We start from the raw sequence: 26,259 nt of genomic DNA on the forward strand, positions 1-26,259 counted from the left end.
GGGGAAGCCGCGAGGCTTGCTGGTCGTCACACACCAGTCTGCTAACCCTGTTCAGTGCCCGCTCACCCCAATTTTCTCGTCACCGGGCGGGCCGTTTCCTGAACCGGAGCGGATATCGTGCAACGTCAGTTTCCTGGTGGATATACACGCGAAGAGCTGGGTAGCGAGATCGCGCGTCTGTATGTGCTGCTCGAAAGGCAGCGTGCCTTCTTTGAATGTATGGACATCGTGGCAGACCGGATCGAGCATGCTGCGACCGACCACAACCGGCTGAACGCGACGCAGTGCCTGATCGATCTGGTTCGGTGTTCCGCCGAAACCTTTCTTGAGCCCCACTGCTGTTTGAGTGCCGCCGCCTGAATCGTTGCGGGCAAGTGATTTGTTTCGCTTAACGTAATAAGGATAACTACATAAATGATCTGGGGCAGTCGCGCGCGACATTGAAGCTGCTCCACGCGATAAGCACGTTTCCAACGGGATACACCTACGACGATCTGGTCAGGTACGTCACGATGCTTGAACTCCAGACTTACGGAAATCTCGAGCTGATCGCTCGCCAGCAGGCGCGCATCCATGACCTTGAGCGGCAGCTTGAGGCGGCGCGCAAGGTGAATCGCGCGTGATTTTTTGTCTGCCATCAGGCAAGCAGGACTTTACCCAATCCGCATCCGCATTTAGGACTTGTCCGCTTTTGTGCAAAATCAGTAAGTGCAGGATAAGGAGTGCTGATTTGAAAAGGGAGATTGCATGGCCGAGTTTGATCTATTGCCTAAAAATGCCTCGGGGCGTCAGTCCTACCACCTGGCGGTGCCAGGTACGGACAACGCTGTGCAACTTTCAGTCGCGTCGTTCGCAGCCACCGAAAAGATGGGCGAGCCCAACATCGTCCTTATCGAGCTGACCCACTCACAGCAGCTATTGCGCGCCGACTTCCTGAGCCGTGACGCGGTTTTCAGCATCAAGGCCGATGACGGGACTATGCGGTGTTTTTCGGGCTTCATCGAGCGCTTCTCGACGGTTCAAACGACGAAGGATTTCACGAAGTACCAGATGGTGCTCAAGTCGCATTTCGGACGGCTCGAAGCCGTCACGTACACCGGCACCTACCAGCATCAGAGTTTGCCGGACATTCTCGCAGCCATCCTGCGTCGCCACGGCCTGCGAGATCATCAGTTCCGCTTCCGGCTGCGCCGCCGGTACCCCAAACACCTGTTCCGTATGCAGTACCACATGACGGATATGGCCTACGCCCAGATGCTCATGCAGAAGGCGGGCATCTACAGCTATATCGTGGAGACTGAGTACGGCGATCAGGTGGTTTTCGCCGATGACATTGACCACTATCTCTACGACGAACCGCAGCACATCGTGCCGTACCGTGAGGCGGCGGGACTCGAAGCGGGTGGCGTGGAAGTCGTCACGGCGATCAAGACCCACGCCGTCACGGTGCCGCAGTCGTTCATGGTGGCCGAGTACAACCCGGACGCAGCGTGGGAACGTTATCGCGCCTCGGTTTGCGTCGCGCCAGAGGACCCGACCACCTACGGTCAGCCGTATATCTACGGCACGAACCACCTCGACGCGGCCGGGGCGCAGTGGGAAGCGCAACTCAGGCACGAAGCGGCCATCGCCGGCCAGGTTGTGTGCGAAGGCGCAGGCAACGTGCTTGCCTTGCAGTGCGCCACCGTGCTCGAAACGGATATCGTGCTGCCCGATGCGCCCAAAGGCATGGTCATCATCGAGGCCACGCACAGCGGCGCACGTGACGCGGCGTATTCGAACACGTTCAGGGCCATCCCTGCCGACCGCCGCTTCCGTCTGGAGCTGAAGCCGGAAACCTGGCCAAAAATCAGCGGAACGCTGAGCGCCAGAATTTGCAGTCCTGATAAATATACCTACGCCTATCTTAATGCTGCTGGCTACTATGTGGTCCGCTTCGATGTGGACTTCGCAACATGGCCTAAAGGTGGCGAGAGTGTACCGCTGCGACTCGCCAAACCCTTCGCGGGCAAGCTGCAGACCGGCTTCCACTTTGTCGCGCTGGACAACGACGAGGCGGTCATCCAATTTCGAGATGGTGACCCTGATAAACCGGAAATTACTGCGTTTCACCACCACAGCCAAGCGAGGGACCTCATCACGAGCGACCGGCGCTGGCTCTCGCGCAACACGATCCGCACGCAGAGCAACAACAAGCTGCGCATGGAGGACTGGGCGGGGCAGGAAGGGGTCAAACTTAGCACGGAATATTCAGGCAAGTCGCAACTGAATCTCGGATACCTGGTTAATAACAAACTTGAATACCGGGGTGAGGGGTATGAACTGAGGTCTTCGGGTTACGGTGTGAACCGTGCGGGCAAGGGGCTGATGTTCACGACGTATGACCGGCCTGCTGCCACTGGCAAGCAGCTGGACATGCAGGAGACCATAGCGAAACTGGAAAGCGCGCTGGCGACCGCGAAGGCGCTGGCTGCATCCGCCAGCAGCGCCAAGGCCGAACCCGCCGACACTGACGCGCAGCAGCAGATCAAGGACGATCTGGACGGCTTGAAGAAACCGGGGCTGCTGATGGGTACACCCGCGTCGGCGGCACTTGTCACAGGCCAGGGCATGCAGTTCGCGGCGCAGGGCGACATCTCGGGGGTGGCCGGGAAGAACGCGGACTGGAGCGTGCTGAAGCGCTTCACGGTCGCGGCAGGCGAGAAGATTTCGCTGTTCGTGCAGAAGTTCGGTATCAAGATCTACGCCGCGAAGGGGCCGGTCGAAGTCCAGGCGCAAAGCGGCCCAATGTCTCTTATTGCGGACAAGGACGTGAACGTCGCCAGCGTCAACGGCAAGGTCATTCTGTCCGCTGCGAAGGAAATCATTCTGGAGTGCGGCGGCGCATTCATCCAGATCAAGGACGGCAGCATCACGCTCGGCGGTCCGTTCGACCTGTTCTTCAAGACCATCACGGTCCAGAAACAGGGCAAGGCATCGATGCACATTCCCGTATCGCTTCCGCCTGCGCCTATCGAGCAGAATGCGGACGAACTGTATACGCAGACGTTTGATGTGAGTACGGTTGCCGCCAATCTGGGAGACGGAAAGACTCTCAATAGTCAGCCGTACCGTGTCTACCTGCCAGATGGCACGGTCAAGCAGCAGGGCGTGCTAGTCGAAGGTTCGACGTTCAGCGTCAGTACAGCAGAATCGGCAAAGGTCAGGTGTGAAATTGGAGCGGGGGATTGGAGGGCATTCGAGGACGCCTACGACCGTGAAGACTCTGAATCCGATCCGGCGCAGGTTTAATTACCTGCGTTCCCTTAAAAGTGACTTGTAAAGGTAAATAAATGGCACATCGGCATCCCGCTCAACCGAAACACGCTCCTACTTCTGCCCCAGCCAAGGCTGCGCCATCGCCCTTTGTGGAGGTGACGATTGTGTTCGGGGATATTTTAAAAAAGCCGATTGAAGGACTGTCGGTTCTGGTTAAGGCAGGCGCGGGCGCACCGCAAGCGCCTGAATGGAAATTTGGACAGAACAGTGACGATCCGCCTGCCGAGAATCCGGCATCTGCGCAGGGGGCAGCGTCAGCCCCTGGCGGAGCGCCGGATTCAGCGCCAATGGTAAGCAACCGGACGGAAGTGGCTACAGACGCTAACGGATATGCCGTGACCATTCAGAACGCCTCGCGGAATCAGCCGATTGATGTCTGGGTAAAGAACCGAAGCGGTAAGTACGTGTGGAAGGCGACCGTGACGCCTAAAAAGGATTTCAGTGCGTTTACCGTTGTTAGTCCCGAGTATCACCTGGAAGCGACGACGAAGCTCACGCCGAAGGATGAATTTGAGCAGGACCTGGATTACCTGTGGCCAAGGAAGGCGAGGTCATGACCATTGAACGCCTCGTTAATGACTTTGGACCGTACATTGGCTGGTCGCAGAAGGTCACAGAGCAGGGCAGGGTCAAAAAAGATTTTCCGACAAGCAAGAAGGTGGTGACGGAAGACGAAAAGACGCACAAGAAGTAAACCGAAATTGCAATCGAACACCACTACAAGATAGTGGACACTGGGTCACCACGAACAATTGCATTGAACGTCCTCGGGTCGAGGTTAAATTATCCGAAAATAGATATAAGCGAGGCCAAATACTCCGATGCTGCAAAAAAGCTTGACTGTGAAGTGTCGGCAATTAAAGCGGTCGCCATGACGGAAAGTCATGGTACCGGTTTTTGTGATAACGGCCTACCTAAAATACTATACGAGCGACATATATTCTTTCGCTCCCTTCTTCCAAAGGATAAGAGAAACGAAAAGTTGAGTCTCCTGAAAAATGAGCCAAACCCGTTTCCTAAAGATCCTAACCTTTGTTTGCCGATACAAGGGGGGTACACCGATGGAGAATCGGCTGAAGGTGGTTGGACTCATACTGATGAAAGCGTGATGCACCAATACGAACGATTCATTCGTGCGTGCTCTTTGGATCGGGATGCCGCGATAATGGCATGCTCGTGGGGGGCATTTCAGGTGCTGGCTTTTTTCTATGAAGAAATGGGGTATTCAAGTCCGTTAGATTTGGCTAATCTTCAAATGCAGGGTATTGGCGAGCAGTTCGATCTTTTCGTTAATTATATCAGTATTAATAATTCCGCAAAAAAGGCGTTGCAAGGAAAAAATTGGGAAGATTTTGCCTATTACTACAATGGTAGTGGTTATCCACCGAAGTACCCGTCAGCGATGAAAGAATTCTATGAGAAATTTAAATAAATTCATTGTTTTTTTCACTATTCTATGTTCTTCGCTCTCTCTTTCGTGCGAGACGGCTGCGGGTGTCGCGACAGAGTACGATGAAATTAATTTGACTACCTATCAATCAGATAATGATTTTCTTGGTTACTACTTCGCGCGTGATGGTGCGTTTTCTTGCAGATTCTTTTTTATGACGAATCTAAGCATTGGCGTAGCAAGAAGTGCCGACGAAACCAGTGTACTTCCCATGAGGACTTTTGATTTTGTTCCGCATGAAAGTCATTTCTCTTATGCGCAACGCGATCCTAGGGCGGAAATTGGTGGTGCGCTGTATTTGCACGACAAAGAAATTGCTCTAAAAACTGACCAACCGCACGGTGGATGTCTGAGCGCGGCAGGAATTTTTAATGCTGCACCTGGTGAGCGTGGTGCAAGCCAATATACTGAGACTAGGAAATTCGATGCCATTGGAATTGCCGTCGTGGCTAGAAGGAGTTTCTTGCATAGGGGGGCGGAAGTAGGGCGGCTGGGGCAATATCTTGAGGCGGGTGATATTGTCACGCTGATTAATCGGAGAAATGGGTATTCATATGTGAGATTTGTTAACCCTGATATGTCGATAGAGGAAAGCGCCCCTAATAAGATCACATTTGGCTGGATTCGTGACAGCGATCTTGCAAACCCTTTCCCACCTTCACCAAAGCGAGAGTTGCTAAGAGGGGGGCATTGGGCAACGCACCTGCAGTGAAGCAATAGGAAATCATTCAAGCATTTACCCTCGGCCGTCGTGCCGATTACTCGGCATAATAAGTAGTCCGCATGGAATCAACGAACGGGAGAATTCCAGATGCCGGAGCCCATCGCATATGTCATCGCATTCGAGAAGAACAGGAGGACCACGTATCACGGCAGCGCGGTGGACGAAAGGGCCGCTTTGCGCTTCTACCTGTCCCCCTTCGATGCGGTACTGGACATCGTGAGGCGCCCAGAAGAGTGCGTGGGTCAGGATGCATCAATCTCTGTGCGCCCTGTTGACGCTTTCCACCTCGGCGCGATTAAGGTGCTGGGTGGGCAGCCACAGGCCCACGTGCAGCGCAGCATGAACAAGTGACTTGTCGGCGTTTTTCTTCGACAAGTGACTTGTAGAAAGTGCCTCAAGTCGCCACTTGCTTGCAATTCTTACAAGACAGATGTTTAATATGTAGAGCTTCTCCCCTTTGGGGGAACGGCAGTTTTCCCGCAACGCAATGTTGGGGAAACGTGGGGGAAAGGATGCCTGGTGCTGCTCGGGGAATGGAAATTCCCCCCACGCATCGCCCGGAAAGCCTTGTGGCGTGGACTTGCGCGGTGTGGGGGAACAGTTGTCCCCAGCCTTGCCAACAAAATCTGTGGGTAACTCTCGCGCTGACTTTTCCACAGTTTTTGTTGAAGCCCCTGTTCATAACCCTGGGATATCGAAGCTAACTGCCTGACGCCAAAGGCTTTGTGCGCAGCAAAGCCGTTTGCAGCATCACACGTCAAAACACATTCTCATAACGCAGTCCGAAGGTTTGGCTGTGCGAATCGCGCGAATACGTGACGGCCCAGTGCGCGAGCCATGCGCCTGTGAGTGCGCCAAGTGCGTCGGCGAACAGGTCCTTGTAGGAGAAGCCGTCGGTGCGGCAGGTACCGTCGAGCGTTTCCTTCAGGAGTCCCGGCACCGTGCCGATCAGCGTGCCATACACGACCGGGTGCTCCGTGTCGCGCGTGAGCCAGCCTCCAAGCGCGCCGAACGGCGCGGACACGGCGAAATGTTCGAGCTTGTCGGTGCCAGTCCAACTGTCGTCGGTCTGGAAGCGAAAGCCGCCGCGCGAGCCCGTGCAGTCCAGCCCGGCATGGGCGGTAGCACTAAAAATGATTAATAGTGCGAAACAAATTTGTCGTTTCACCAGGTGTCCCATGATCGTGATCTCTCAGGTTGTAGTACGTCGCGCCTTTCTCACTGCCCAAGTCGTTGGGGTGTGACGCGGTTCCCTCTCCGATGGACTCGCTTTCTTAGATATGTAGGAATACGAATAATAGTATCGGGGTGAAGTCAGGAAAACCTGACTCACGATACGGCGCAGTGTATCAGCTCTGTCTTGAAAACAAGGGGCAGAAAATCCTGACAGATCAACAGCGGACACAGGGAAAAAGGGCTACGCGCTGCCTTGATTCTGCGGCGCTGAGCGTGCCGCTTCCACGGCGTCTTCCAGCCGGTCGTTACCCCAGAACATTTCCTCGCCGACGAAGAATGTCGGTGCACCGAAGATGCCGAGATCGCGAGCCGCTTGGGTCCGTTCGCGCAGCCGCAGGCGGTTCGGATCGCTGCCGGCCGCCTCGATGATCTGTTGCGCCGGCAGGCTCAGTGTCGTGAGCATCTCCGCGACCGCTTCGGGCGAATCGACTTCGCGGTCGTCACCATAATTGCGCGTCATGACGGCGCGGCACCAGCCGGGTAGCCACGGTTCGTCAGCGGCGAGCACGGCGATGCGCGTCGCGAGTACGGTGCGGCGCGGAAACTCGGTGGGTTGCTGCCACGGCAGCGCGTATTTGCGGGACTGCCGGCGCATGTCCTGCCACACATAAGCGCCTTTTTCCTTCTGCACCACGAAGGGCGGACCTTCCCAGCCGAGCGCGTCGAGAATGGGTCCCAGCAGAAAGGGCCGCCAGCGCACGTCCACGCCTTCTCGCGCCGCAAGCGCTTCGATGCGCATCACGCTCAGATAGCTGTAGTTGCTGGCGAGGTCGAACCAGAAGTCGAGCGAAGGGCGGGGCATGGTGTCGTCTCCGTGAAGCGGCTGCGCGGTCTCGCATGGCGCGCCGCCGTTCATGGTACCGCGACGCGCCCGGAAGACCGCGAGTGTTACTTGCCCTGCGTGGCGGCACCCGCGTCCGATGCAGGCGCCCCCGCTGCGGTGTCTGCCGCGTGCCCGCTCCCGAGAGTCGCCGGGTTGACCGGCGGATTGCCCATCGCCTGGAAGAGGGCGGCCGTATCGGAAAGCCGCGTGCCGCGATAGCGGATTTCGTCGAGCCGCGCGTTACGCCATTGCTGCTCGCTTTGGCGCACCGCGTACCAGGGCACCGCGCCCAGCTTGTAGCGCGCGCTCGTGTCTTCGTACACGCCCTGGGCGGTGCGCGCCGAGGTGCTGGCCGCGTCGAGGGCCTGTGCGTCGTGATCGAGCGCCGCGAGCCGGTCGGCGACATCCTGGAACGCCGTGAGCACAGTTTGCTTATAGGTGTCGTTGGCTGCCTCGTACGACTGCAACGCCGCGCGCCGCTGCGCGAGGAGCGCGCCGCCGTGGAAGATTGGCTGCGAGAGCGAAGCGCCGATCGCCCACAGCGCGCCCGCACCCGACGTGACGACGGGCCAGCTAAAGCCGCCCTGGCCGAGCGCCGCCGACAGCGTGATGCTCGGGTACATTTGCGCGGTCGCGGCGCCGACGCCGGCTGCGGCCGCTTTGAGCGTCGCTTCCGCGGCTTCGATGTCGGGGCGGGTTCTCAGGAGTTCTGAAGGAATGACCACCGGCACCTGCGTGGGCACGGTCAGGCTGGCGAGATCGAGATCGGGTGGCGCCTGGTCGGGCGTACGGCCGATCAGAACGGCGAGCGCGTGACGCTGTGCGACCCATTGCTGGCGAAGTCCCGGCAGACTCGCCGCGAGCGACGCCGCGCTCTGCTGCGCGCTGAGTAGATCGGTGCGCGAGGCGGAGCCGAGCGCGTAGCGCTTTTGCACGTCGTCGGCCTGCGCATTGGCGAGCGCGATCAACTGTTCGGTCGTGTCGATCTGCGCATGCAGTGTCGCCGCGCCGAGCGCGCTTGCCACGATGTTCGCCGCGAGCGCGCGCTGCGCGGCCTCGAACTGGAACGCCTGCACGTTCACGCGCGAAGCCAGTGCCGCGTTGTTCAGGCGGGTCGCGCCGAACACGTCGAAGGTATAGCGCACGTCGATCAAGCCCGCGAAAATGCCGTATTGGAGCTGGTCGATGCCGAATTGCGGGATTGCGGGTTGCTGTTGCCGTTGCGCGATGCCGATGGCGTCGACGGTCGGCAGAAGCGAGCTGCCGATCTGGCCGCGCAACTGCTCGCGCGCGGCTTGCAGGTTGTGGTCGGAGGCGGCGAGATTCGGGCTGCTGGCAAGGCCTTCGCTCACGAGCGCATCGAGCGCATCGGAGCCATAGAGCGTCCACCATTGCGGTACAGGTTCCGCACCCGTCACGAACTGCTGAGAAACGCCCTGCGCCGCGACCGTCTGCGCAGGTTGCGCCTCCGCGCCGTAGTGCTCGGGCTGCGGCATGGCGGGTGGTTCGCCGGTCGGCCCCATCGCACAACCGGCCAGCGCGAGCGCGACGCACGCGGCGAGCGAACGCAGCGCGAGCGGAGAACGTGTTGCGGGCGAACGAGCCGTTTTGCGCGCCCCCGATGCCGAAGTCAAAGAACCCATCTTCATGATGCCTGTTCCGGCGCGTTGCCGGTCTCGTCAGTCTCGCTGCTGCGCACGCGGAACGCGGCCGCGTAAGCCGCGGGCAGGAAGAACAGCGTGAGCACGGTCGCAATCGTGATGCCGCCCATCAGCGCCGTGGCCATCGGCCCGAAGAAGTTCGAGCGCAACAGCGGAATGAGCGCGAGCACGGCGGCCGCGGCGGTCAGCATGATCGGCCGGAAGCGGCGCACCGTTGCGCCCACCACGGCGTCGAAGCGCTTGTGTCCGGCGCGAATGTCCGTCTCGATCTGATCCACGAGAATCACCGAGTTGCGCATGATGATCCCGAACATGGCGATTACGCCGAGCATCGCCACGAAACCGAACGGCTGCCGGAACAGGAGCAGGGCGATCACCACGCCGATCAGCCCGAGCGGTGCGGTCAGCACGACCATCAGCACGCGCGAGAGGCTTTGCAGCTGGATCATGAGCAGCGTGAGCACGGCAATGGCGAGCACCGGCAACTGCGCGAAGATCGACGCCTGGCCCTTCGCGCTTTCTTCCACGGAGCCGCCCACTTCGATGTGATAGCCGGGCGGCAGCGCGCGCTTGATCGACTCCAGCTTGCGGTCGAGCGCGTGCGTGACGTCAATGCCTTGCGCGCCCGCGCGCACGTCGGATTGCACGGTGATGGTGGGCTGCCGGTCGCGCGACCAGATCACGCCGTACTCCAGATCGTTGGCGAGATGCCCGAGCGCGCCGAGCGGCACGGGGCCGTTGGGCGTGGGCATGGCGAGCGTGAGCAGGCGGGCGGGATCGACGCGTTCGGCGGCGGGCGAGCGCAGATCGACGCTGATGAGTTTGTCGCGCTCGCGAAACTGCGTGACGGTATAGCCCGAGTAGGTCATCTGCAGGAAGTTGGCGATGTCCTGCGAGGAGACATTGAGCGCGCGCGCCTTTTGCTGGTCGATCTGGAAATGGAGCGAGCGTCCCGCGGGTTCGTCCCAGTCGAAACTGACGTTGTCGGTCCCCGGATCGTCGCGCATCGTCGCCGCGACCTTGTTGGCGATGTCGCGCACGGTCGGGATATCGTCGCCGCTCACGCGGAACTGCACGGGGTAGCCGACCGGCGGCCCGTTTTCGAGCCGCGAGAGGCGCGTGCGGATGGCCGGGAACTTGTCGCGCAGCATCGGTTCGAGCCAGCCCGCGAGCTTCTCGCGGTCCTCGACCGACTTCGTCGTGATCACGAACTGCGCGAAATTGGGCTGCTGCAACTGCTGGTCGAGCGGCAGATAGAAACGCGGCGCACCGGTGCCGACGAAATCGATGAAATGATCGATCTCGGGGCGGCCCTTGATCGCTGCTTCGAGGCGCTTCGTCTGGCGCAACGTCGCATCGATCGAGGCGCTTTCGGGCAGGCGCACGTCCACTAGCAACTCGGGCCGGTCGGAGCTCGGGAAGAACTGCTGCGGCACGAGCTTGAAGCACGCGAGCGCGGCCACGAAAAGCGCGATGGTCAGGATGAGCACGATGGCATGGCGCTCGATGCACCAGCCGATCCAGCCGCGCAGGCGTCGATAGAAGCGCGTGTCGTAAATCTCGTGCTCATGGCCTTCACCATGGGCGGCATTGGCCGCGTTTGGGTCAGGCTTGCGCTCCGGCAACAGCCGGTAGCCCAGCAACGGAATCAACACCACGGCCGCGAACCACGAGGCGATCAGCGCGATCGCGGACACCTGGAAGATCGAGCGCGTGTACTCGCCGGTGCTCGATCTGGCGAGCACGATGGGCAGGAAGCCCGAAACGGTGACGAGCGTGCCGGTGAGCATCGGGAACGCAGTGCTGGTGTACGCGAACGCTGCGGCGCGCGTGCGGTTCCAGCCCTGCGCGAGCTTCACCGCCATCATTTCGACGGAAATGATGGCGTCGTCCACGAGCAGGCCGAGCGCGAGCACGAGCGTGCCGAGCGAGACCTTGTGCAGGCCGATGCCGAAGAGGTACATCGCGAGCGAGGTGACGGCGAGCACGATCGGAATCGTGATCACCACCACCATGCCCGTGCGCACGCCCAGAGAAACGAGACTCACGAGCAGCACGATGCCCACGGCCTCGGCCACGGCTTCGACGAAATCGTCCACCGAGCGCGAGACGGCATCGGGCATGCTCGATACTTCCACGAGTTTCAGGCCCGCAGGAAGTTGCGCGCGCAACTGCTCGACGCGCGCATCGAGTGCCTTGCCGAGGCGTATGACGTCGCCGCCCGGCTGCATCGTGAGGCCGATGCCGAGCACCGCCTGGTCCTGGAAGCGCATCTGCGTGGCGAGCGGCTCGTCGTAGCCGCGCCGGATCGTCGCGATGTCGCCCAGGCGAAACGTGCGGTCGTTCACGCGGATCAGCGTATCGGCGATCGCGTTGAGGTCTTCGTACTGGCCGCCGGGCCGCACGAACACGCGGTCGTCGGCAGTCGTGAGGGTGCCGGCGGCCGAGACGCTGTTCTGCGCGCCGATCACCTGGCCTAGCTGAGTGGGCGAGATCCCAAGGCGTGTGAGTTGCGTGTTAGGAATCTCGATGTAGATGCGCTGCTGCGGATCGCCGAAATAGTCGACCTTGCCGACATCGGGCACGCGCAGCAGTTGCTCGCGCAGCTTGTCCGCGTAGTCGTGCAGTTGCGCGGGCGAAAAGCCGTCGCCTTCCAGTGCATAGATATTGGTGTAGACGTCGCCAAATTCATCGTTGAAGAACGGCCCTTGCACACCTTGGGGCAATGTATAGGCAATGTCGCCGACCTTCTTGCGCACCTGGTACCAGGTCTCGCGCACTTCGCTCACGGGTGCTGAGTCCTTCATCGTGAAGAACACGAGCGATTCGCCGGGCCGCGAATAGCTGCGCAGGAAGTCGATATAAGGCGTTTCCTGCAGCTTGCGGCCGATGCGTGTCGTCACCTGATCCTCGACTTGGCGCGCGGTGGCGCCGGGCCAGAAGGTCTGGATGACCATTACGCGGAACGTGAAGGGCGGGTCTTCCGACTGCGCGAGGCGCGTATAGGCGAGCGCGCCGAAGATCGTTGCCAGCGCAACGAGAAAAGTGACGAGCGCCCGATGCCGAAGCGACCACGCCGAAAGGTTGAAGCGGCCCTCGTCATGATCGGAGCCTGGACCCGAGCCGTTCACCTGGCTCATGACGCGAAATCCTCGGGATGCAGGGGCGCGACCGGCCGCACCCGCTCGCCCGCATGGACCGTGTGGACGCCTTGCAGCACGATGCGCTCGCCGTCCTGCAGACCGCCCGCCACGCTAATGGTGCGCGCGTCGTAGCGCGCGATGCTTACGCGGCGCAGTTGCAGCACGTTGTCGGGCGCGTGCACGACCCAGATGGCGGGCGCCTCGCCGTCGTGGAAGAGCGCGGTGGCCGGCACGGTGAACACGGCCTTCGCGTTGGCCTCGCTCGGGGCCGCGAACGCCACGTTGGCGGTCATGCCGAGGCGCACGTCGGCGTCGGGGTGTTCGAGCGTGAGCCTTGCGCGCCACGTGCGGCTTTGCGGGTCCGCGGCGGCGGCGAGTTCGCGAAGGCGCGCCGTGTAGTGGCGGCCGGGAAGGGCGCCGAGCGTGACCTGTGCGGTGTCGCCTGTGTGCAGCGTGGCCACGGCGCGCTCGGGCAGGTCGCACACCACGTCGATGTCGCCGGTCCACGCAAGCTGGTAGACAGCCTGACCCGCCTGCACATTCTGGCCGGTATCGGCGTTTTCGGCGGTGATGACGCCCGCTTGATCGGCAATGATCTGCGTGTAGCGCAGCTGGTTCTTTGCGAGCGCGAGCTGCTGCTGTGCCTGGTCGCGCTGGGCCGCGGCCGATGCGTAGGCATCCTGCGTTTGTTCGAGTTGCGCGCGGGCGATGAGATTGGCCGCCGATTGGGCCGTGTCGCGGTCGAGCTGCTGCTTCGCGAAGACGAGGCGATGCTGCGCGGCGTCGAGTTGGGCCTGCGCGCTTGCCGCGTTCTTTTCGGAGTCAGCCGGGTCGAGCCGCGCGAGCCTCTGGCCGGGCTTGACGCTGTCGCCAAGGCGCACGCTGCGCTCGATGATCTTGCCGTTCACGCGAAACGAAAGCGGTGTGGCGTAGCGCGCCTCGATGTCGCCGGGGTAGGCGGGGCGCACACCGCCGCCGTCGGGGTGCACGGTCATCGAGACGACCGGGCGCGGCTGCGGCGGCGCCTCCTTTTCCTTGCTACATGCACCCAGCGCAGCCAGCGCGGCGACGCCGAGCACGAGAAGCACGTTCGCGGCGTGCCGCCGCGGCGCACGCGATTTACCGGTACCACTGCGCATCCTGCTCGATGCGCCACGACCGCAACGATTCACTTGGACCTCGCTTGAACCTCGACATGCCTTGTGCGCGCGCAGACCGCAAAACCGCAGGCCGGTTGCGCCGCCGTTGAGTCGCGGGTGCAGCGCGGCTCGCGCGCACACCCGGACCTGGGATGATGAGTCGGATTCTAATACAACCTTGTATTTGAGTGCGAAACTGAATCCGAAGAATGTTTCAGTGCTAGACTCGCGTCAATCCGTTTCACATAACGACGCCCCACGCCATGAAGCGCATTCGACTCACCCGCGAACAAAGCCGCGACCAGACGCGCGAGCGCCTGCTCGATGCTGCGCAGGCCATGTTCATGAAAAAAGGGTTCGTGGGCGCGAGCGTCGAGGACATCGCGCATGCGGCGGGGTACACGCGCGGCGCGTTCTACTCGAACTTCTCGGGCAAGTCGGACCTGCTCGTGGAATTGCTGCGGCGCGATCACGAAGCCATGCAGACCGACCTGCGCGGCATCTTCGAGACCGAGGTCTCGCGCGAACAGATGGAGGCGCGCGTGCTCTCCTATTACAGCCGCATGCCGCAGGACAACAAAGTCTTCCTGCTGTGGGTGGAAGCCAAGCTGCTGGCCGCGCGCGACGCGCGCTTTCGCACGCGCTTTAACGCGTTCATGAAGGAAAAGCGCGAGAGTCTGGCCGTGTATATCGAGGAATTCGCGGCGCGCGTGGGCACGCCGGTGCCGCTCGACCCGGAATTGCTCGCGGTTGGGCTGATGGGGCTGTGCGACGGGGTGCAATTTCTCGCCACGGCCGATCCGCAGCATGTCACGCCGCCCGTCGTCGAAACCGTACTGGGGACTTTTTTCGCGCGAGTCGTGTTCGGCCGCGACGCCTGAGCCCGGCGCGCCCGCAGCCCAGGACCGGTGCGCTTCAGGCGCCGAGGCCAGGGCCGTAGTTGCTGCCGATCAGCCGCGTAACGGACGCGACGTCCTGATAATCCTGCTCGGGCATGCCGTCCAGGATCGCCAGCACCTCGTTGCTGGCGCCGGCCTCGCGCGCGGCGTCCACGAGTTCGTCCTTGTTGGCGGGCCAGCGCACTTCGCGCAGCACGTCGGCGAATTGCAGATCGATGGGTTCGTCGGGAATGCGAGAGGCTGACATGCGTGGCGTCCTTTGCGCGGGCGGCCGGTGTTGGCGGTCCGCGTCGTCGTCTCGTTCGTTGTGCGGATTTTGTTCAGATTTTGTCCGCGTGTTGTTTGCGCCTGTTTCAGACAAGCAGCGCGCAGCGCTAACGCCGCGCCTCAAGCATACACAATCCGCCTCGCGCGCCTTCGCGGCGTGCGCACGCACTGCTCATTCGCCGCATGTCCGCAACCGGTGTGCCGGTCAAGCTCAGGTCTGTTCGTGCAGGTCCGGGCTTAGCGTCTTGTCCAGACGATGCGACCTGGGCAGCGTGAGGTACTCCCAGTGTTGCGGACCGTTCGCGGTCACGGGCACGTTGGGGGCGGGAGGCGCCACGGGGGCATCGTACGCGTGGGACTGTCCACTTGCGAGCGGGATGTGCGCGCTGGCCTGGGCGACCGGTGATTCCTGCGCGGTGCGTACCGGAGCGGCGAAGCACGACGCCGACAACAGTACGGTGGTCATCAGTGTCGAGGTTTTCATCGCTCGACCTCCTTTCTCATGCGGCCCACTGGTCGCAGCAAGCGCCGTACCGCATCCGCCAGGCGTGGTGGCGGGGCAGGCAGCCGCGCCAGCCGGGGCGGCCAGGCGCGCTGCTACGCAAGGCGCAACGAGCCGCCGGAACGGCTCATGTGCGCGACGCGCATACGGAAATACCATAATGGCAGGAAATGAGCCGGCGCGTCTCGAACGCGCGTGCTTTTTTGGTGCCGCCGCTGTTACGCAGGATTAAGGCGAGGGCCGGCGCAGCGCCTCGAAACGCGCCCAGGGCCATGATGGGCGGTCGCGCATATAGCCGTTGAGCCAGTTCCACTGGGGGTGGCGCTGCATGAACGCCTGGGCGTCGAACGGGCGGCCGCACGGGTGGCCCCAGCGCGCCCAGAACGACAGGTCGCGCGCCATTTCGCTGTCGACCACCTTGCCGTCGTTTGCGCCCCATGGGTTGAACGGCCCGTGGTCCGCGCCGCCGAAGCGCGCGTCGTCGAGTTCGAGGTGCCCGCAGATCGTGCGCGAACACGGGTTGTCGCTGCGCTCGAGATAGACGTCGTGGTGGTCGGCGATCATCGCCTTGGCGAGTTCGGCGTCGATCGCGCCGTGGTGCTCCTGGGCAAGCTGCATGAAGCGCAGGCGTCGCGCGCCGTTGCGGCGCACGTCGGTGTAGTCGTCGGATTCGCCGGTGCATTCCTGGTTGCGGATCTTGAGGTCCGTGGCCGCGTTGAAGCCGCTGTAGAAGCCGTCTTTCGTGCTCTCGAAGCCCGCGTGCTGCAAGCCCAGTTCGTAGCGCGCGATCTCGCCCGTTTTGGTGTCGCCGAGGAGCCAGCTGTTCACATAGCCCGCGTTGTTCGCCTGCGCGAACATCTCGCACCATTGCGCGATGCTCGACGCGTACTGCGTCGCCCGGCGCGAGCGATAGAACTCGGGCGCGCCGTTCGCGCGATAGCCGACGAAGTTGGAGATGGTCGTCTCTGTCACCATCAGCCCCGCGCCGTTGATCCAGAAGTCGGTGAGGCTCGAGATGCAGCCGGGCAGGCCCTGCATGATGATGCGGTGCCCCGAGTCGGGCACGATGTCGAACACGATGTTGAAGGCGTCGCCGGCCGCGTAGCGGTCCCACGAGTTGTGAGCCATGACGATGCGGCCGTCGCGCGTCGCGCTGCCTGTGGCGATGAAGGCGCTGCAGTGGTGGCCGCGCCGCCCGCGCCACGGGCGCACCGCGGGTTGTCCCAGTTGCGCTTGCTGCGACGCCGCATGCACCGGCCACCAGCTTTGGAGCAAGTCCATGTAGCCGTTCCACGCGAGCACTTCAGCGAACTTGAGTCCGGCGCCGTCGGCGATGCCCTGGATCTCGTCGGCGAATTCGGTGTCGAGGCGCGGCGCGAACTGCACGATCGCAGCGTTGATGAAGGTGTCGAAGTCCTCGCCCGTGTCCCATTTCGCGAGGTAACGCGCGGTGCGGATTGCGTTTCGAATTTCGTTGGCGAGCAATTTGCCGTGTTGCTCGCCACGGTCGTAAGGCTCGCCCTGCAGGTGCACGAATATCCAGCCCGCGTGGTCGCGGCGTACGGCTTCGAGTGAGGGTTCGCTCATCTTCGCTCCGGTCATTCCCGCGTCGATTCTCGCAGCCTCCTGCGCGCGCGTCGGTGCGCAGGCGCACAGCGCGGGCCGCGCCGCGCTTGCCTGCTGGACCCGCTCTCTAAATTCTAGAAAATCCGCTGCGCTTTGCCACGCGCCTCACGCGCCGGCGAGGCCTAGCGATCGGCGTTCATGCGCTGATAGGCGTCGAGGAGCGAAGTCTTGTAGACCACGCCCGCGAGCGTCGGCTCGCGCGTGCTTTCGACGACGGGCAGGCGCTCGCCCTGGAACGACATGAAGTGCTGCAGGCCGACCGCGAGCGGCATGTCGGGCGTGAGCACGTCGAATGTCGGCTTCAGATAGTCGCGGGCGTGCTTGTTCGCGGTGTCGCGGTTTTGCAGCAGGTCCGAGGTGATATCGGCCAGCGCGACCGCGCCGAGAAAGCGCCCCGTTTCGTCGGTCACGTAGAGATATTTCACCGGATATTCGAGGAACACACGCGTCATATCCTGCACCGTGGCGCTTTCCAGCACGACCGTCTGCGCGGGACGCACCAGCTCGCGCATCTGCGTCATGCGCAGGCGCATGCGTTCGGCTTCCTCGCGGTTGCGATACAGCGTGATTTCGTACATCGACGCCTTGCCGATCGCGCGCGCGACGAAGTACGCCACCACGCACGAGAGCATGAGCGGCAGCACCACCTGGTAGCTCAGCGTCATCTCGAAGATCATGAGGATCGCCATGAGCGGCGCCTGGGTCGCGCCAGCGAGAAACGCGCCCATGCCCACGATCGCGTAGGCGTACGAGGCGGAGGTGCCGTCGGGCCAGAGCGCGTGCATGCCCTGGCCGAACAGGCAGCCGAGCACGGCGCCCATGAAGAGCGTGGGCGTGAACACGCCGCCCACAGCGCCTGAGCCGACTGTCGCGGCGGTCGCGATGAGCTTGAAAACGAGCACGGTGGCGAGCGCGGTCCAGGTCCAGGGCGAGTGCAGGATGGAGTTCACGACGCTATAGCCGTTGCCCCACACCTCGGGCGTCCACACGGAAAGGATGCCGACCACGAGACCGCCGAGCGCGAGCCTCACGGGCAGAGGCACGTTCAGCCGCCCGAAGCCTTTCTTCGCGGTATCCATCATCATGAGGAATTGCGGCGCAAGCGCGCCGCACAAGAGGCCGAGCGCCACGAACAGCAGGACCTCGACGCCCGTCACCGCGGGAAACACCGGCATTTCATACGGCGGCTTGTAGCCCGCGAACTCGCGCATCGTGATGTTGGCGACCACGGAGGAGACGACGATCGGCCCGAAGCTCTCCATGACGATGGCGCCGAGCACGATCTCGGTCACGAAGAAGGCGCCCGCGATGGGCGCGTTGTACGCCGAGGTGATACCGGCCGCCGCGCCGCACGCGACGAGCAGGCGCAGGCGCGACGGATCGAAGTGCACCCAGCGGCCGATCAGCGAGGCGGCGAGCGCGGCGAGTTGCACCATCGGGCCTTCGCGGCCGATCGAGCCGCCGCTCGCGATCGTGAAGAGCGACGAGAGGCTGCGCCAGATGCTCGTGCCAACGGGCATGACGCCGTCGCCGATCGCCACGGCCTCGATGTAGTCGGCGTGCATCGCCTTGGTGCCGCTGCTGGGCGATTTGCGCCGCGCGAGCAGCAACAGGCATCCCGCGATGAAGCCGCCAACGGCCGGCATCCAGATGCGCCGGTGCCACGGCAGGTGGCGCGCCATCTCGACGAGGCTGCCTTCGCTGCCCGTGAACAGCATTTGCACGTGCGCGATGCCCTCGCGAAAGATCACGGTCGCAAACGCCCCCGCCACGCCGACGATGACCGACCAGATCAGCATCGTATGGGCGTCGGACAGGCGAAAGAGATCGCGGGCGCGGGTGCGCAGTTTCAGCAGAAATGACAGCACGGCGGGCGGGTCAGGTTATGGGTGAAAGAAAGCCGCGCGTGCGCGGGGCGCGACGTGCGGCAGGAAGCATATCGGGTGAGCGGCGACAACTGCGCGGCGCGTGCGCTTTCACGGGGGGCTGCGGACACCTCCATGGCCCGCGCGCATTCAGCGCACGGCCCGGTCGAGTTCGGGGTAGTGCCGGAAGATACCTGTTTCGTTGAACGGCAACCGCCGCTCCGAGGCGAGATAGGCGGCGATATTTGGGCGCTTCGCCACGGCGTCGCGCAGCGCGACAACTAGCGGATAGTGATCCGCGAAATGCTTCGTCGCTTTCGGAAACGCGTAGCGCAGGCCCTCGACGATCTGAAACATCGAAAGATCGACATAGGTGAGCGCGTTGCCCACCATGTGGCGCGGGCCGTCCGGATTTTGCGCGAGCACGCGCTCGAAATAGCTCATGAATTTCGGAATGCGATGCGCGATGAAATCCGCCGAGCGCGCCTTCGCCTCGTCCTTCTGGTCCTCGTAGTAGAGCCCGCTCGCGATTGGATGATGCGTGTCGTGCGCCTCGGTCACGAGGTCCGCGATCGTGAGCTGCAGGCCGTTCGCGACGATGCGCAAGCCCTCGTCGCGCGGCGCGAGCTTGAGCTTCGGGCCGAGATAGAAGAGGATGTTGGCGGTTTGCGGCACGATGAGCTCGCCGTCCTTGAGAAACGGCGGTGCAAAGGGCGGGTAGGGCTCGTCGCTCTCCAATTCGCCCATCATCGCTCCGATGCCGTGGCCATCCTTCTTCTCGCCGCGCGCCACGTCCACGTAGGGCGCCTGCGCCTCTTCCAGCGCGAGCCGCACGAATTCGCCCCGGCCCTGCAGGCCGTCCCAGTAATAGAGTTCGTAAGCCATCGGTCGTCCCCTTGCGTTCGATGCCGTGCTCGCCACGGCTTGCGCGGCTGCTGCCCACGCAACGCACAGCAGCGCACAGTATCGCTCGCAACCGTCGCGCCTGGTTTGCGCGTGGCGCGCGTTTGCGAGAGGGCGCAAGGGAGCCGTGCGCAGAAACGCAAAAAGCCCCGCGGCAGGCGGGGCTAGTGGCCGGCAGCGCCGGCGCACAGGGGATCGAGTCGGAGCGCGCGGCCCTCGGGCGCCGGGTCATCCGAACAGGCGCTGCACGCCCCAGGTGATCGCAAGACCGCCGCCGACCAGCCAGAGGTAGATGATGAAACCGGTGGTCAACGCACGCGGGCCGGCCTGGCGAATCTGCGAGAAGCGCGTCTCGATGCCGAGCGCCGTCATCGCCATGGTGAGCGCGAAGGTATCGAGCGTGTTGATCGTGTGGACGGCCGCTTCGGGCAGCACGTTGAGCGAATTCACGATCACGAGCGCGAGGAAGCCGAGCGCGAACCAGGGCACCGCGAGCTTGCGCGCACCGCCGGCGGCGGCGTGGCCGTCGGCCACAGCCTTGCGGCGCGCCGAGCGGCTCAGCCACACGCCGAGTACGAGCAGCACCGGGACGAGCAGCATCACACGCGTCATCTTGACGATGGTGGCGATGTGCGTGGCTTCCGGGCTCACGTTGCTCGCCGCGCCGACGACCTGCGCGACCTCATGAATCGTGCCGCCAAAGAAGAGCCCGGCGCCGAGCGTGTCGAGATGCAACCAGCCCGCGCGGACGAGCACCGGGTACAGGAACATCGAAAGCGTGCCGAACAGCACGACGCTGCCAACGGCCACGGCGCTCTTGTGCGGTTTGGATTGCAACGTGGATTCGAATGCGAGAACGGCGGCCGCGCCGCAGATCGCGCTGCCGGCCGCAGTGAGAATGGCGGTATCGCGGTCGAGCTTCATGACCTTCATGCCGACCCAGGTGCCGATCACGAGCGTGCTCACGACGATCGCGACGGATTCGACGAGGCCTGGCAGGCCAACTTGAGCGATTTCCTGCAGGCTCACGCGCAGCCCGAAGAAGGCGACTGCGATACGCAGCAGCTTGCGCGCAGAAAAGTTGATGCCGGCGGCCCAGCTTTCGGGCATGCCGTCGCGCAGCGCATTGCCATAGATCGCGCCCGCGACGATGCCGACGATCAGCGGGCTCATGCCGAGCCCGGCGATGGCGGGCAGTGAAGCGATGCTGGTGACGGCTGCCGCGAAGAGCGCGACGAACAGCACGCCGTTGAGCTGCCCGCGGGTGGACGGCAACGAGTGCGCAAGACTGGGTGTAGACATGAAGGCCTCTCTCTAGCGGACGAACCGGTCGAAAAATTGGGTGGCGAACAGTTCGCTATCGAATGGCCTAATCCTAATTTAGATATATCGATATGAAAAATCGTGATTTGTGAAGTAATATATAGGACAACACGATGGTTTGTCACGATGACCCCGGAACAACTGATAACTTTCGCTGCAGTCGCCGAGCATCTCAACATCAGTCGAGCTGCGCTGGCGCTGCATTTGTCGCAGCCGGCCGTTTCGGGCCAGTTGCGGCTGTTGCAGGAGGAGATCGGCGAGCCGCTTTATCAGCGCGACGGCCGGGGCGTGCGCCTCACGCCCACGGGTGAACAGCTCGCGGGCTATGCGGCGCGCCTGCGCGACACCTGGCGCGACGCGCTCACCTACCGCGACGCGTTGCGCGGCCTCGAGCGCGGCACGCTGCGCATCGGCGCGACCACCACGCCCGCGAGCTACCGGCTGCCGTATCTGGTGGCGCAATTTCACGAGCGCTATCCGCAGGTCAAGCTCGAAACGTCGAGCGGGAATACGTCGGATGTCGTGGGCATGCTCGGGGCGGTCGATATCGCGCTGATCGAAGGCCCGGTGGGCGAGCAGTTGCCGCCGGATACGGTCGTGCATCCGTGGCACGAAGACGAAATCGTCGCCATCGTGCCGCGCGCTCACGCGCTGGCGTCGCAGTTCGACGCGCAAGGGGAGGCGGGCGCAGCGATGCTTGCTATCACGGTGGAAGCGCTCGCGCATTGGCCGCTCGTCCTTCGCGAGGACGGCTCGGGCGTGCGCCAGGTGGTCGAGCGCGCGTTTGCGCGCGCGGGCGTGCCCATGCGCGTGGCGCTGGAGATCGCCGGCGTGGAGGGCGTGAAGGAGGCGGTGCGGGCGGGCATGGGCATCGGCTTCGTTTCGGCCATGTCGATGCGTCACGAAAACGGCGCGTTGCGGCAGATCAGCCTTGCCCCAGAACCGCTTGCGCGGCGTTTCTCGATTCTGGTGCCGCACGCGGGTGCGGCATCGCGCGTCGCGCAGCGCTTTCTGGAACTGTGTCTCGCCGATGTGCCTGGTGCAGGAACCAACTGACCCAGGGCAATCCAGAATGGCGGCCCGCGCGGCTAGCGCGCACTATCCGCCCTAATCAACCGGCGCGCAGGCGCTTTTTTTCGGGCTGGATTTGGAACCGGTTCCAAGAAAAGCGGATCGCACGGTGGCAGGCAACAGGAACAAGGCAATGACGGAAGTGGCAATCGTGGCTAGCGCGTTCGGCGCGCAGGCAATCTGGCGTGACGGTCACGCGGCGTGGAGCCGGCCGGCGCGGCGCGCGGGCGCGCAGGCGTTCGAGGTGCGGCGCGAACTGATGCACGATGCCGACGCGCAGCCCGAAGCGCTGCGTGCGCTCGGAACGGCGCTTGCGGAAGCGGGATTGTGGCGCGTCTGGTCCACGCCGGACGCGCTGTATGGCGAGCATGGCGCGCTCGACGAGGCGGCGCTTTCCGCCGCGGTTGCCGCGGGCAGTGCGCTCGGCGCGCGCTTCGTGAAGCTGCAACTAGGCGGTTTCGCAGGCGATGCACACGCGGCGCGCCTCGCGAGCCTGCTCGGCGAACTGGGCGCGCGCGCAGGCGACAGCGCTGAAGCGGGCACCGGCCCGCGCGTCGTTGTCGAGAACGGACAACTCGAGCAGGGCGGCAAGCTCGACCAGTTCATCGGCCTCTTCAACGCGCTGCGCGACGGCGGCGCGCCTGGCGTGATCGGCATGACCTTCGACATCGGCAACTGGCAATGGCCCGGCGAGCCGCCGCTGCTCGCCGCCGCCGCGCTTGCGCCCTACGTCGAATACATCCATTGCAAGGCCGTGGCGGGCGAGGGCGCGCGCCGCTTCGCCGCCGCGCCGGGCGACGACGACACCCTGTGCCGCGCCGCGCTCGCGCTGCTGCCGACCCACGTGCCCCGCGGCATCGAGTTTCCGTTCGATCCGGCGCGCGTGGATGACGACGCCGCGCATTACGTCGAGTGGCTCGCAGCCGCTTGAGCACTCCATACGATTCATCAGGAACGCATCTCATGACCGAAGCACTCGATGTCATCACCTACGGCGAAGCAATGGCGATGTTCGTCGCCACCGAGCCGGGGCCGCTCGCCCAGGTCGCGCATTTCACGAAGCGCGCGGCGGGCGCGGAGCTCAATGTCGCGACCGGCCTCGCGCGCCTGGGTTTCAAGGTGGGCTGGATGAGCCGCGTGGGCGCCGATTCGTTCGGCCAGTTCGTGCGGGATGTGCTCGCGCACGAAGGCATTGACGCGCGCTGCGTGAGTACCGACGCGCGCTTTCCGACCGGCTTTCAGCTCAAGTCGAAGAACGACGACGGCAGCGATCCCGCTATCGAATATTTCCGCCGCGGGTCGGCTGCGAGCAAGCTTTCGGCTTGCGACTATCAGGCCGACTATGTGCTCGGCGCGCGCCATCTGCACCTGAGTGGCGTGGCGCCGGCGATCTCGTCGTCGTCGCGCGAACTCGCGTTCAAGCTTGCGCACGAAATGCGCGCGGCAGGCCGCACGATTTCGTTCGACCCGAACCTGCGCCCGACGCTCTGGGGCTCGCAAGCCGAAATGGTCGGCACGCTCAACGAACTCGCGAGCTTCGCCGACTGGGTGTTGCCGGGCGTGGGCGAAGGCCTTGTGCTGACGGGCTCCGACGACCCCGAAGCCATCGCGCAGTTTTATCTTTCGCGCGGTGCGCGCGGCGTGATCGTGAAGCTAGGCGCCGAGGGCGCGTACTACGCCACCGCCGAAGGCGAGCAGGGCCGCGTCGCGGCGCAGCGCGTGGAGCGCGTGGTCGATACCGTGGGCGCCGGCGACGGCTTCGCCGTGGGCGTGGTGAGCGCGCTGCTCGAAGGGCGCGGGCTTGCTGCGGCGGTCGCTCGCGGCAACCGCATCGGCGCGCTGGCCGTGCAGGTGATCGGCGACTCGGAAGGGTTGCCGACGCGCGCGCAGCTCGACGCGCTCGAAGGTGCGCAAAGTCAGGCGGGCGCCGCTGCCGCGGCGGCCGCATAGCGGAAGAAGCGGCGCAACGCGAATCAGCAAGCAGCGCGCCAAACGACATGAGACCAGAGGGCCAAGCCCCATTCAACTGGAGACACCGATGACCTCAACCTCGCTCTCGCCGCGCCGCTGGTGGGCAATCATGCCGATCGTGTTCATCACGTACAGCCTCGCCTACCTCGACCGCGCCAACTACGGCTTCGCCTCGGCGGCCGGCATCAACCGCGATCTCGGCATCAGCCCGGGGCTCTCGTCGCTGATCGGCGCGCTGTTCTTCCTCGGCTACTTCTTCTTCCAGCTGCCGGGCGCCATGTATGCCGAGCGCCGCAGCGTGCGCACGCTCGTGTTCGCGAGCCTCGTGCTGTGGGGCGGTTGCGCCGCGCTCACGGGCGTTGTCACGAACATTCCGTCGCTCATGGCGATCCGTTTCGTGCTCGGCGTGGTCGAAGCGGCCGTGATGCCCGCCATGCTCATCTTCATCAGCAACTGGTTCACGAAGAAGGAGCGCTCGCGCGCCAACACGTTCCTCATTCTCGGCAATCCGGTCACGGTGCTGTGGATGTCGGTCGTCTCAGGCTATCTCGTGCATGCGTTCGGCTGGCGCCACATGTTCATCGCGGAAGGCGTGCCGGCGGTCCTGTGGGCCGTGTGCTGGTGGTTCCTCGTGCGCGACAAGCCCGCGCAGGTAAATTGGCTCTCCGACGATGAAAAGCGCGCGCTCGACGCCGCGATGCGCGCCGAGCAGGCCGCCATCAAGCCGGTGCGCAACTACGCCGAGGCGTTCCGCACGCCCGCCGTGATGCTGCTTTCGGCGCAGTACTTCTGCTGGAGCATTGGCGTGTACGGATTCGTGCTGTGGCTGCCCTCAATCGTGAAGAACGGCTCGGCGCTCGGCATGGTCGAAACGGGCTGGCTCTCCGCCGTGCCGTATCTCGCCGCGACCATCGCCATGCTCGCCGCCTCGTGGGCCTCGGACAAGCTCGACAATCGCCGCGCCTTCGTGTGGCCGTTCCTGCTGGTCGGCGCGCTGGCTTTTGCGGCTTCCTACGCGCTCGGGTCGACGCACTTCTGGATGTCCTACGCGCTGCTCGTGGTGGCCGGCGCGGCGATGTACGCGCCGTATGGCCCGTTCTTTGCGATCGTGCCGGAACTGCTGCCGAAGAACGTGGCCGGCGGCGCGATGGCGCTCATCAACAGCATGGGCGCGCTCGGCTCGTTCGTCGGCTCCTATGTGGTCGGCTATCTGAATGGCGCGACGGGCTCGCCTGCGGCATCCTATGCGTTCATGAGCGCAGCACTGCTCGCTTCGGTGGGCCTCACGCTCGCCGTCAAGCCGCAGCGCGACGCCGCCCGCGGTTATGCATCGCCGGCTCACGGAAAATAACCTCTTTTTTCTAGCGCACTTATGAAGCCGAAAATCGTTGTCTACAAAGCCGTGCCCGCCGATGTCGCCGACTACTTGCGCGAGCATGCCGAACTGATTGACGTCGATGCCGACCAGCCCGGCGCGCTCGCCGCCGCGCTCAGGGACGCCGACGGCGCGATCGGCGCGAGCGTGAAAATCACGCCGGCGATGCTGGACGGCTCGCGCGTGAAGGCGCTCTCCACGATCTCCGTGGGCTACGACCAGTTCGACGTGCCCGATCTCACGAAGCGCGGCATCGTGCTCGCCCATACGCCCGACGTGCTGACCGAATCGACCGCCGATACCGTGTTCTCGCTGATCCTGGCAAGCGCGCGCCGCGTGGTCGAACTGGCCGACTGGGTCAAGGCCGGCCTCTGGAAGGGCAGCATCGGCCCGGCGCAATTCGGCGTGGAAGTGCAGGGCAAAACGCTCGGCATCGTGGGGCTCGGGCGCATTGGTGGCGCCGTTGCGCGGCGCGCGGCGCTCGGTTTCAACATGAAGGTGCTCTACACAAACCGCAGTCCTAACGAAACGGCCGAACGCAACTATGGTGCGCGCCGTGTCGAACTCGACGAACTGCTCGCAAGCTCGGACTTCGTGTGTCTCCAGGTGCCGCTCACGGACGCCACGCGCCACCTGATCGGCGCGGAGCAACTGAAGAAGATGAAGAAGACCGCGATTCTCATCAACGCCTCGCGCGGCGCAACCGTCGACGAACCAGCGCTGATCGCGGCGCTCGAAGCGGGCGCGATTCACGGCGCGGGCCTCGATGTGTTCGAGCGCGAGCCGATCGATCCCGCGTCGCCGCTCCTGCGTATGCCGAATGTGGTGGCGCTGCCGCACATCGGCTCGGCCACGCATGAGACGCGTCACGCGATGGCGCGCTGCGCGGCGGAGAATCTCGTCGCGGCGCTCGCGGGCACGCTCGACGTGAACGTCGTCAACCGCGACGTGCTCGCGCGATGA

The 26,259-nt window shown here is 63.6% G+C and carries 25 protein-coding genes; 13 read left to right on the top strand and 12 right to left on the bottom strand.

The genetic code is table 11. The annotated features are described in order from the left end of the window. Positions 1-51: 51 nt before the first annotated feature. Positions 52-441, bottom strand: a complete 390-nt coding sequence (locus VSR72_RS39665) for a hypothetical protein (protein WP_342957657.1) — start codon at positions 439-441, stop codon at positions 52-54. On the opposite strand from VSR72_RS39665, the gene VSR72_RS39670 reads away from it, so the two are divergent. The 7 genes from VSR72_RS39670 (at position 441) to VSR72_RS39700 (ending at position 5,843) form a co-directional block, all read left to right on the top strand. After that, entirely contained in the window at positions 441-623 is a 183-nt protein-coding gene (locus VSR72_RS39670; RefSeq protein WP_342957658.1) for a hypothetical protein, read from the top strand. The two genes, VSR72_RS39665 and VSR72_RS39670, sit on opposite strands and share 1 nt — an antisense overlap. A gap of 124 nt (positions 624-747) precedes the next feature. Beyond that, on the top strand, positions 748-3,291 hold the full coding sequence (vgrG, locus tag VSR72_RS39675; protein WP_342957659.1) for a type VI secretion system tip protein VgrG: 2,544 nt from the start codon (positions 748-750) through the stop codon (positions 3,289-3,291). A gap of 41 nt (positions 3,292-3,332) precedes the next feature. Continuing rightward, on the top strand, positions 3,333-3,875 hold the full coding sequence (locus tag VSR72_RS39680; protein ID WP_342957660.1) for a hypothetical protein: 543 nt from the start codon (positions 3,333-3,335) through the stop codon (positions 3,873-3,875). Further along, entirely contained in the window at positions 3,872-4,012 is a 141-nt protein-coding gene (locus VSR72_RS39685) for a hypothetical protein (protein WP_342957661.1), read from the top strand. The genes VSR72_RS39680 and VSR72_RS39685 overlap by 4 nt, the downstream gene beginning before the upstream one ends. 63 nt (positions 4,013-4,075) lie before the next feature. Then, positions 4,076-4,750 carry an N-acetylmuramidase family protein gene (locus VSR72_RS39690; protein ID WP_342957662.1) on the top strand — a complete coding sequence of 225 codons (675 nt, stop codon included), beginning with the start codon at positions 4,076-4,078 and terminating at the stop codon, positions 4,748-4,750. Then, positions 4,734-5,480 (top strand): hypothetical protein, encoded by a 747-nt coding sequence (locus VSR72_RS39695; RefSeq protein ID WP_342957663.1) that lies wholly within the window; start codon positions 4,734-4,736, stop codon positions 5,478-5,480. The genes VSR72_RS39690 and VSR72_RS39695 overlap by 17 nt, the downstream gene beginning before the upstream one ends. Before the next feature lie 99 nt (positions 5,481-5,579). After that, the gene (locus VSR72_RS39700; RefSeq protein ID WP_342957664.1) at positions 5,580-5,843 is read left to right on the top strand and encodes a hypothetical protein; all 264 of its coding nucleotides are present in this window, start codon (positions 5,580-5,582) and stop codon (positions 5,841-5,843) included. Between the two features lie 406 nt (positions 5,844-6,249). On the opposite strand, the gene VSR72_RS39705 is transcribed toward VSR72_RS39700, so the two are convergent. The 5 genes from VSR72_RS39705 to VSR72_RS39725 all read right to left on the bottom strand — a co-directional run bounded on the left by VSR72_RS39705 (position 6,250) and on the right by VSR72_RS39725 (position 13,494). Beyond that, positions 6,250-6,672, bottom strand: coding sequence for a hypothetical protein (locus tag VSR72_RS39705; protein ID WP_342957665.1), 423 nt, complete (start codon positions 6,670-6,672; stop codon positions 6,250-6,252). 237 nt (positions 6,673-6,909) lie between these two features. Further along, positions 6,910-7,530, bottom strand: a complete 621-nt coding sequence (locus tag VSR72_RS39710; RefSeq protein WP_342957666.1) for a 2-hydroxychromene-2-carboxylate isomerase — start codon at positions 7,528-7,530, stop codon at positions 6,910-6,912. An 86-nt stretch (positions 7,531-7,616) separates the two neighbouring features. Beyond that, positions 7,617-9,200 carry an efflux transporter outer membrane subunit gene (locus VSR72_RS39715; RefSeq protein WP_342957667.1) on the bottom strand — a complete coding sequence of 528 codons (1,584 nt, stop codon included), beginning with the start codon at positions 9,198-9,200 and terminating at the stop codon, positions 7,617-7,619. After that, positions 9,197-12,352 (bottom strand): efflux RND transporter permease subunit, encoded by a 3,156-nt coding sequence (locus VSR72_RS39720; RefSeq protein WP_342957668.1) that lies wholly within the window; start codon positions 12,350-12,352, stop codon positions 9,197-9,199. The genes VSR72_RS39715 and VSR72_RS39720 overlap by 4 nt, the downstream gene beginning before the upstream one ends. Further along, complete coding sequence (locus tag VSR72_RS39725) at positions 12,349-13,494, bottom strand: efflux RND transporter periplasmic adaptor subunit (protein WP_342957669.1); 1,146 nt, start codon at positions 13,492-13,494, stop codon at positions 12,349-12,351. The genes VSR72_RS39720 and VSR72_RS39725 overlap by 4 nt, the downstream gene beginning before the upstream one ends. A gap of 263 nt (positions 13,495-13,757) precedes the next feature. Here VSR72_RS39725 and VSR72_RS39730 point away from each other — a divergent pair, with 263 nt between their 5' ends. Further along, complete coding sequence (locus VSR72_RS39730; protein ID WP_342957670.1) at positions 13,758-14,375, top strand: TetR/AcrR family transcriptional regulator; 618 nt, start codon at positions 13,758-13,760, stop codon at positions 14,373-14,375. A 34-nt stretch (positions 14,376-14,409) separates the two neighbouring features. Here VSR72_RS39730 and VSR72_RS39735 read toward each other — a convergent pair whose 3' ends face one another. From VSR72_RS39735 to VSR72_RS39760, 6 genes are all read right to left on the bottom strand, one after another. Further along, positions 14,410-14,640 carry a DUF2795 domain-containing protein gene (locus VSR72_RS39735; RefSeq protein ID WP_254337638.1) on the bottom strand — a complete coding sequence of 77 codons (231 nt, stop codon included), beginning with the start codon at positions 14,638-14,640 and terminating at the stop codon, positions 14,410-14,412. A gap of 231 nt (positions 14,641-14,871) precedes the next feature. Continuing rightward, positions 14,872-15,144, bottom strand: coding sequence for a hypothetical protein (locus tag VSR72_RS39740; RefSeq protein WP_342957671.1), 273 nt, complete (start codon positions 15,142-15,144; stop codon positions 14,872-14,874). A 246-nt stretch (positions 15,145-15,390) separates the two neighbouring features. Then, positions 15,391-16,749 (bottom strand): C45 family peptidase, encoded by a 1,359-nt coding sequence (locus VSR72_RS39745; RefSeq protein WP_342957672.1) that lies wholly within the window; start codon positions 16,747-16,749, stop codon positions 15,391-15,393. 161 nt (positions 16,750-16,910) lie between these two features. After that, positions 16,911-18,656, bottom strand: a complete 1,746-nt coding sequence (locus tag VSR72_RS39750; RefSeq protein ID WP_342957673.1) for a ClcB-like voltage-gated chloride channel protein — start codon at positions 18,654-18,656, stop codon at positions 16,911-16,913. A gap of 147 nt (positions 18,657-18,803) precedes the next feature. Beyond that, complete coding sequence (locus VSR72_RS39755) at positions 18,804-19,538, bottom strand: glutathione S-transferase (protein WP_342957674.1); 735 nt, start codon at positions 19,536-19,538, stop codon at positions 18,804-18,806. Positions 19,539-19,784: 246 nt separating this feature from the next. Next, a complete protein-coding gene (locus VSR72_RS39760) occupies positions 19,785-20,858 on the bottom strand; it encodes a YeiH family protein (protein ID WP_342957675.1) in 1,074 nt (357 codons plus the stop codon). Between the two features lie 147 nt (positions 20,859-21,005). Between VSR72_RS39760 and VSR72_RS39765 the strand changes: the two genes are divergently transcribed. From VSR72_RS39765 to VSR72_RS39785, 5 genes are all read left to right on the top strand, one after another. Further along, positions 21,006-21,935 carry a LysR family transcriptional regulator gene (locus VSR72_RS39765; protein ID WP_342957676.1) on the top strand — a complete coding sequence of 310 codons (930 nt, stop codon included), beginning with the start codon at positions 21,006-21,008 and terminating at the stop codon, positions 21,933-21,935. Between the two features lie 148 nt (positions 21,936-22,083). After that, complete coding sequence (locus VSR72_RS39770; RefSeq protein ID WP_342957677.1) at positions 22,084-22,881, top strand: TIM barrel protein; 798 nt, start codon at positions 22,084-22,086, stop codon at positions 22,879-22,881. A 32-nt stretch (positions 22,882-22,913) separates the two neighbouring features. Next, on the top strand, positions 22,914-23,900 hold the full coding sequence (locus VSR72_RS39775; protein ID WP_342957678.1) for a sugar kinase: 987 nt from the start codon (positions 22,914-22,916) through the stop codon (positions 23,898-23,900). An 88-nt stretch (positions 23,901-23,988) separates the two neighbouring features. Continuing rightward, complete coding sequence (locus VSR72_RS39780; RefSeq protein WP_342957679.1) at positions 23,989-25,272, top strand: MFS transporter; 1,284 nt, start codon at positions 23,989-23,991, stop codon at positions 25,270-25,272. Between the two features lie 21 nt (positions 25,273-25,293). Then, on the top strand, positions 25,294-26,259 hold the full coding sequence (locus VSR72_RS39785) for a D-glycerate dehydrogenase (protein WP_342957680.1): 966 nt from the start codon (positions 25,294-25,296) through the stop codon (positions 26,257-26,259).

The sequence above is a fragment of the Paraburkholderia sp. JHI869 genome, assembly GCF_038900775.1.
Taxonomy (GTDB): Bacteria; Pseudomonadota; Gammaproteobacteria; order Burkholderiales; family Burkholderiaceae; genus Paraburkholderia.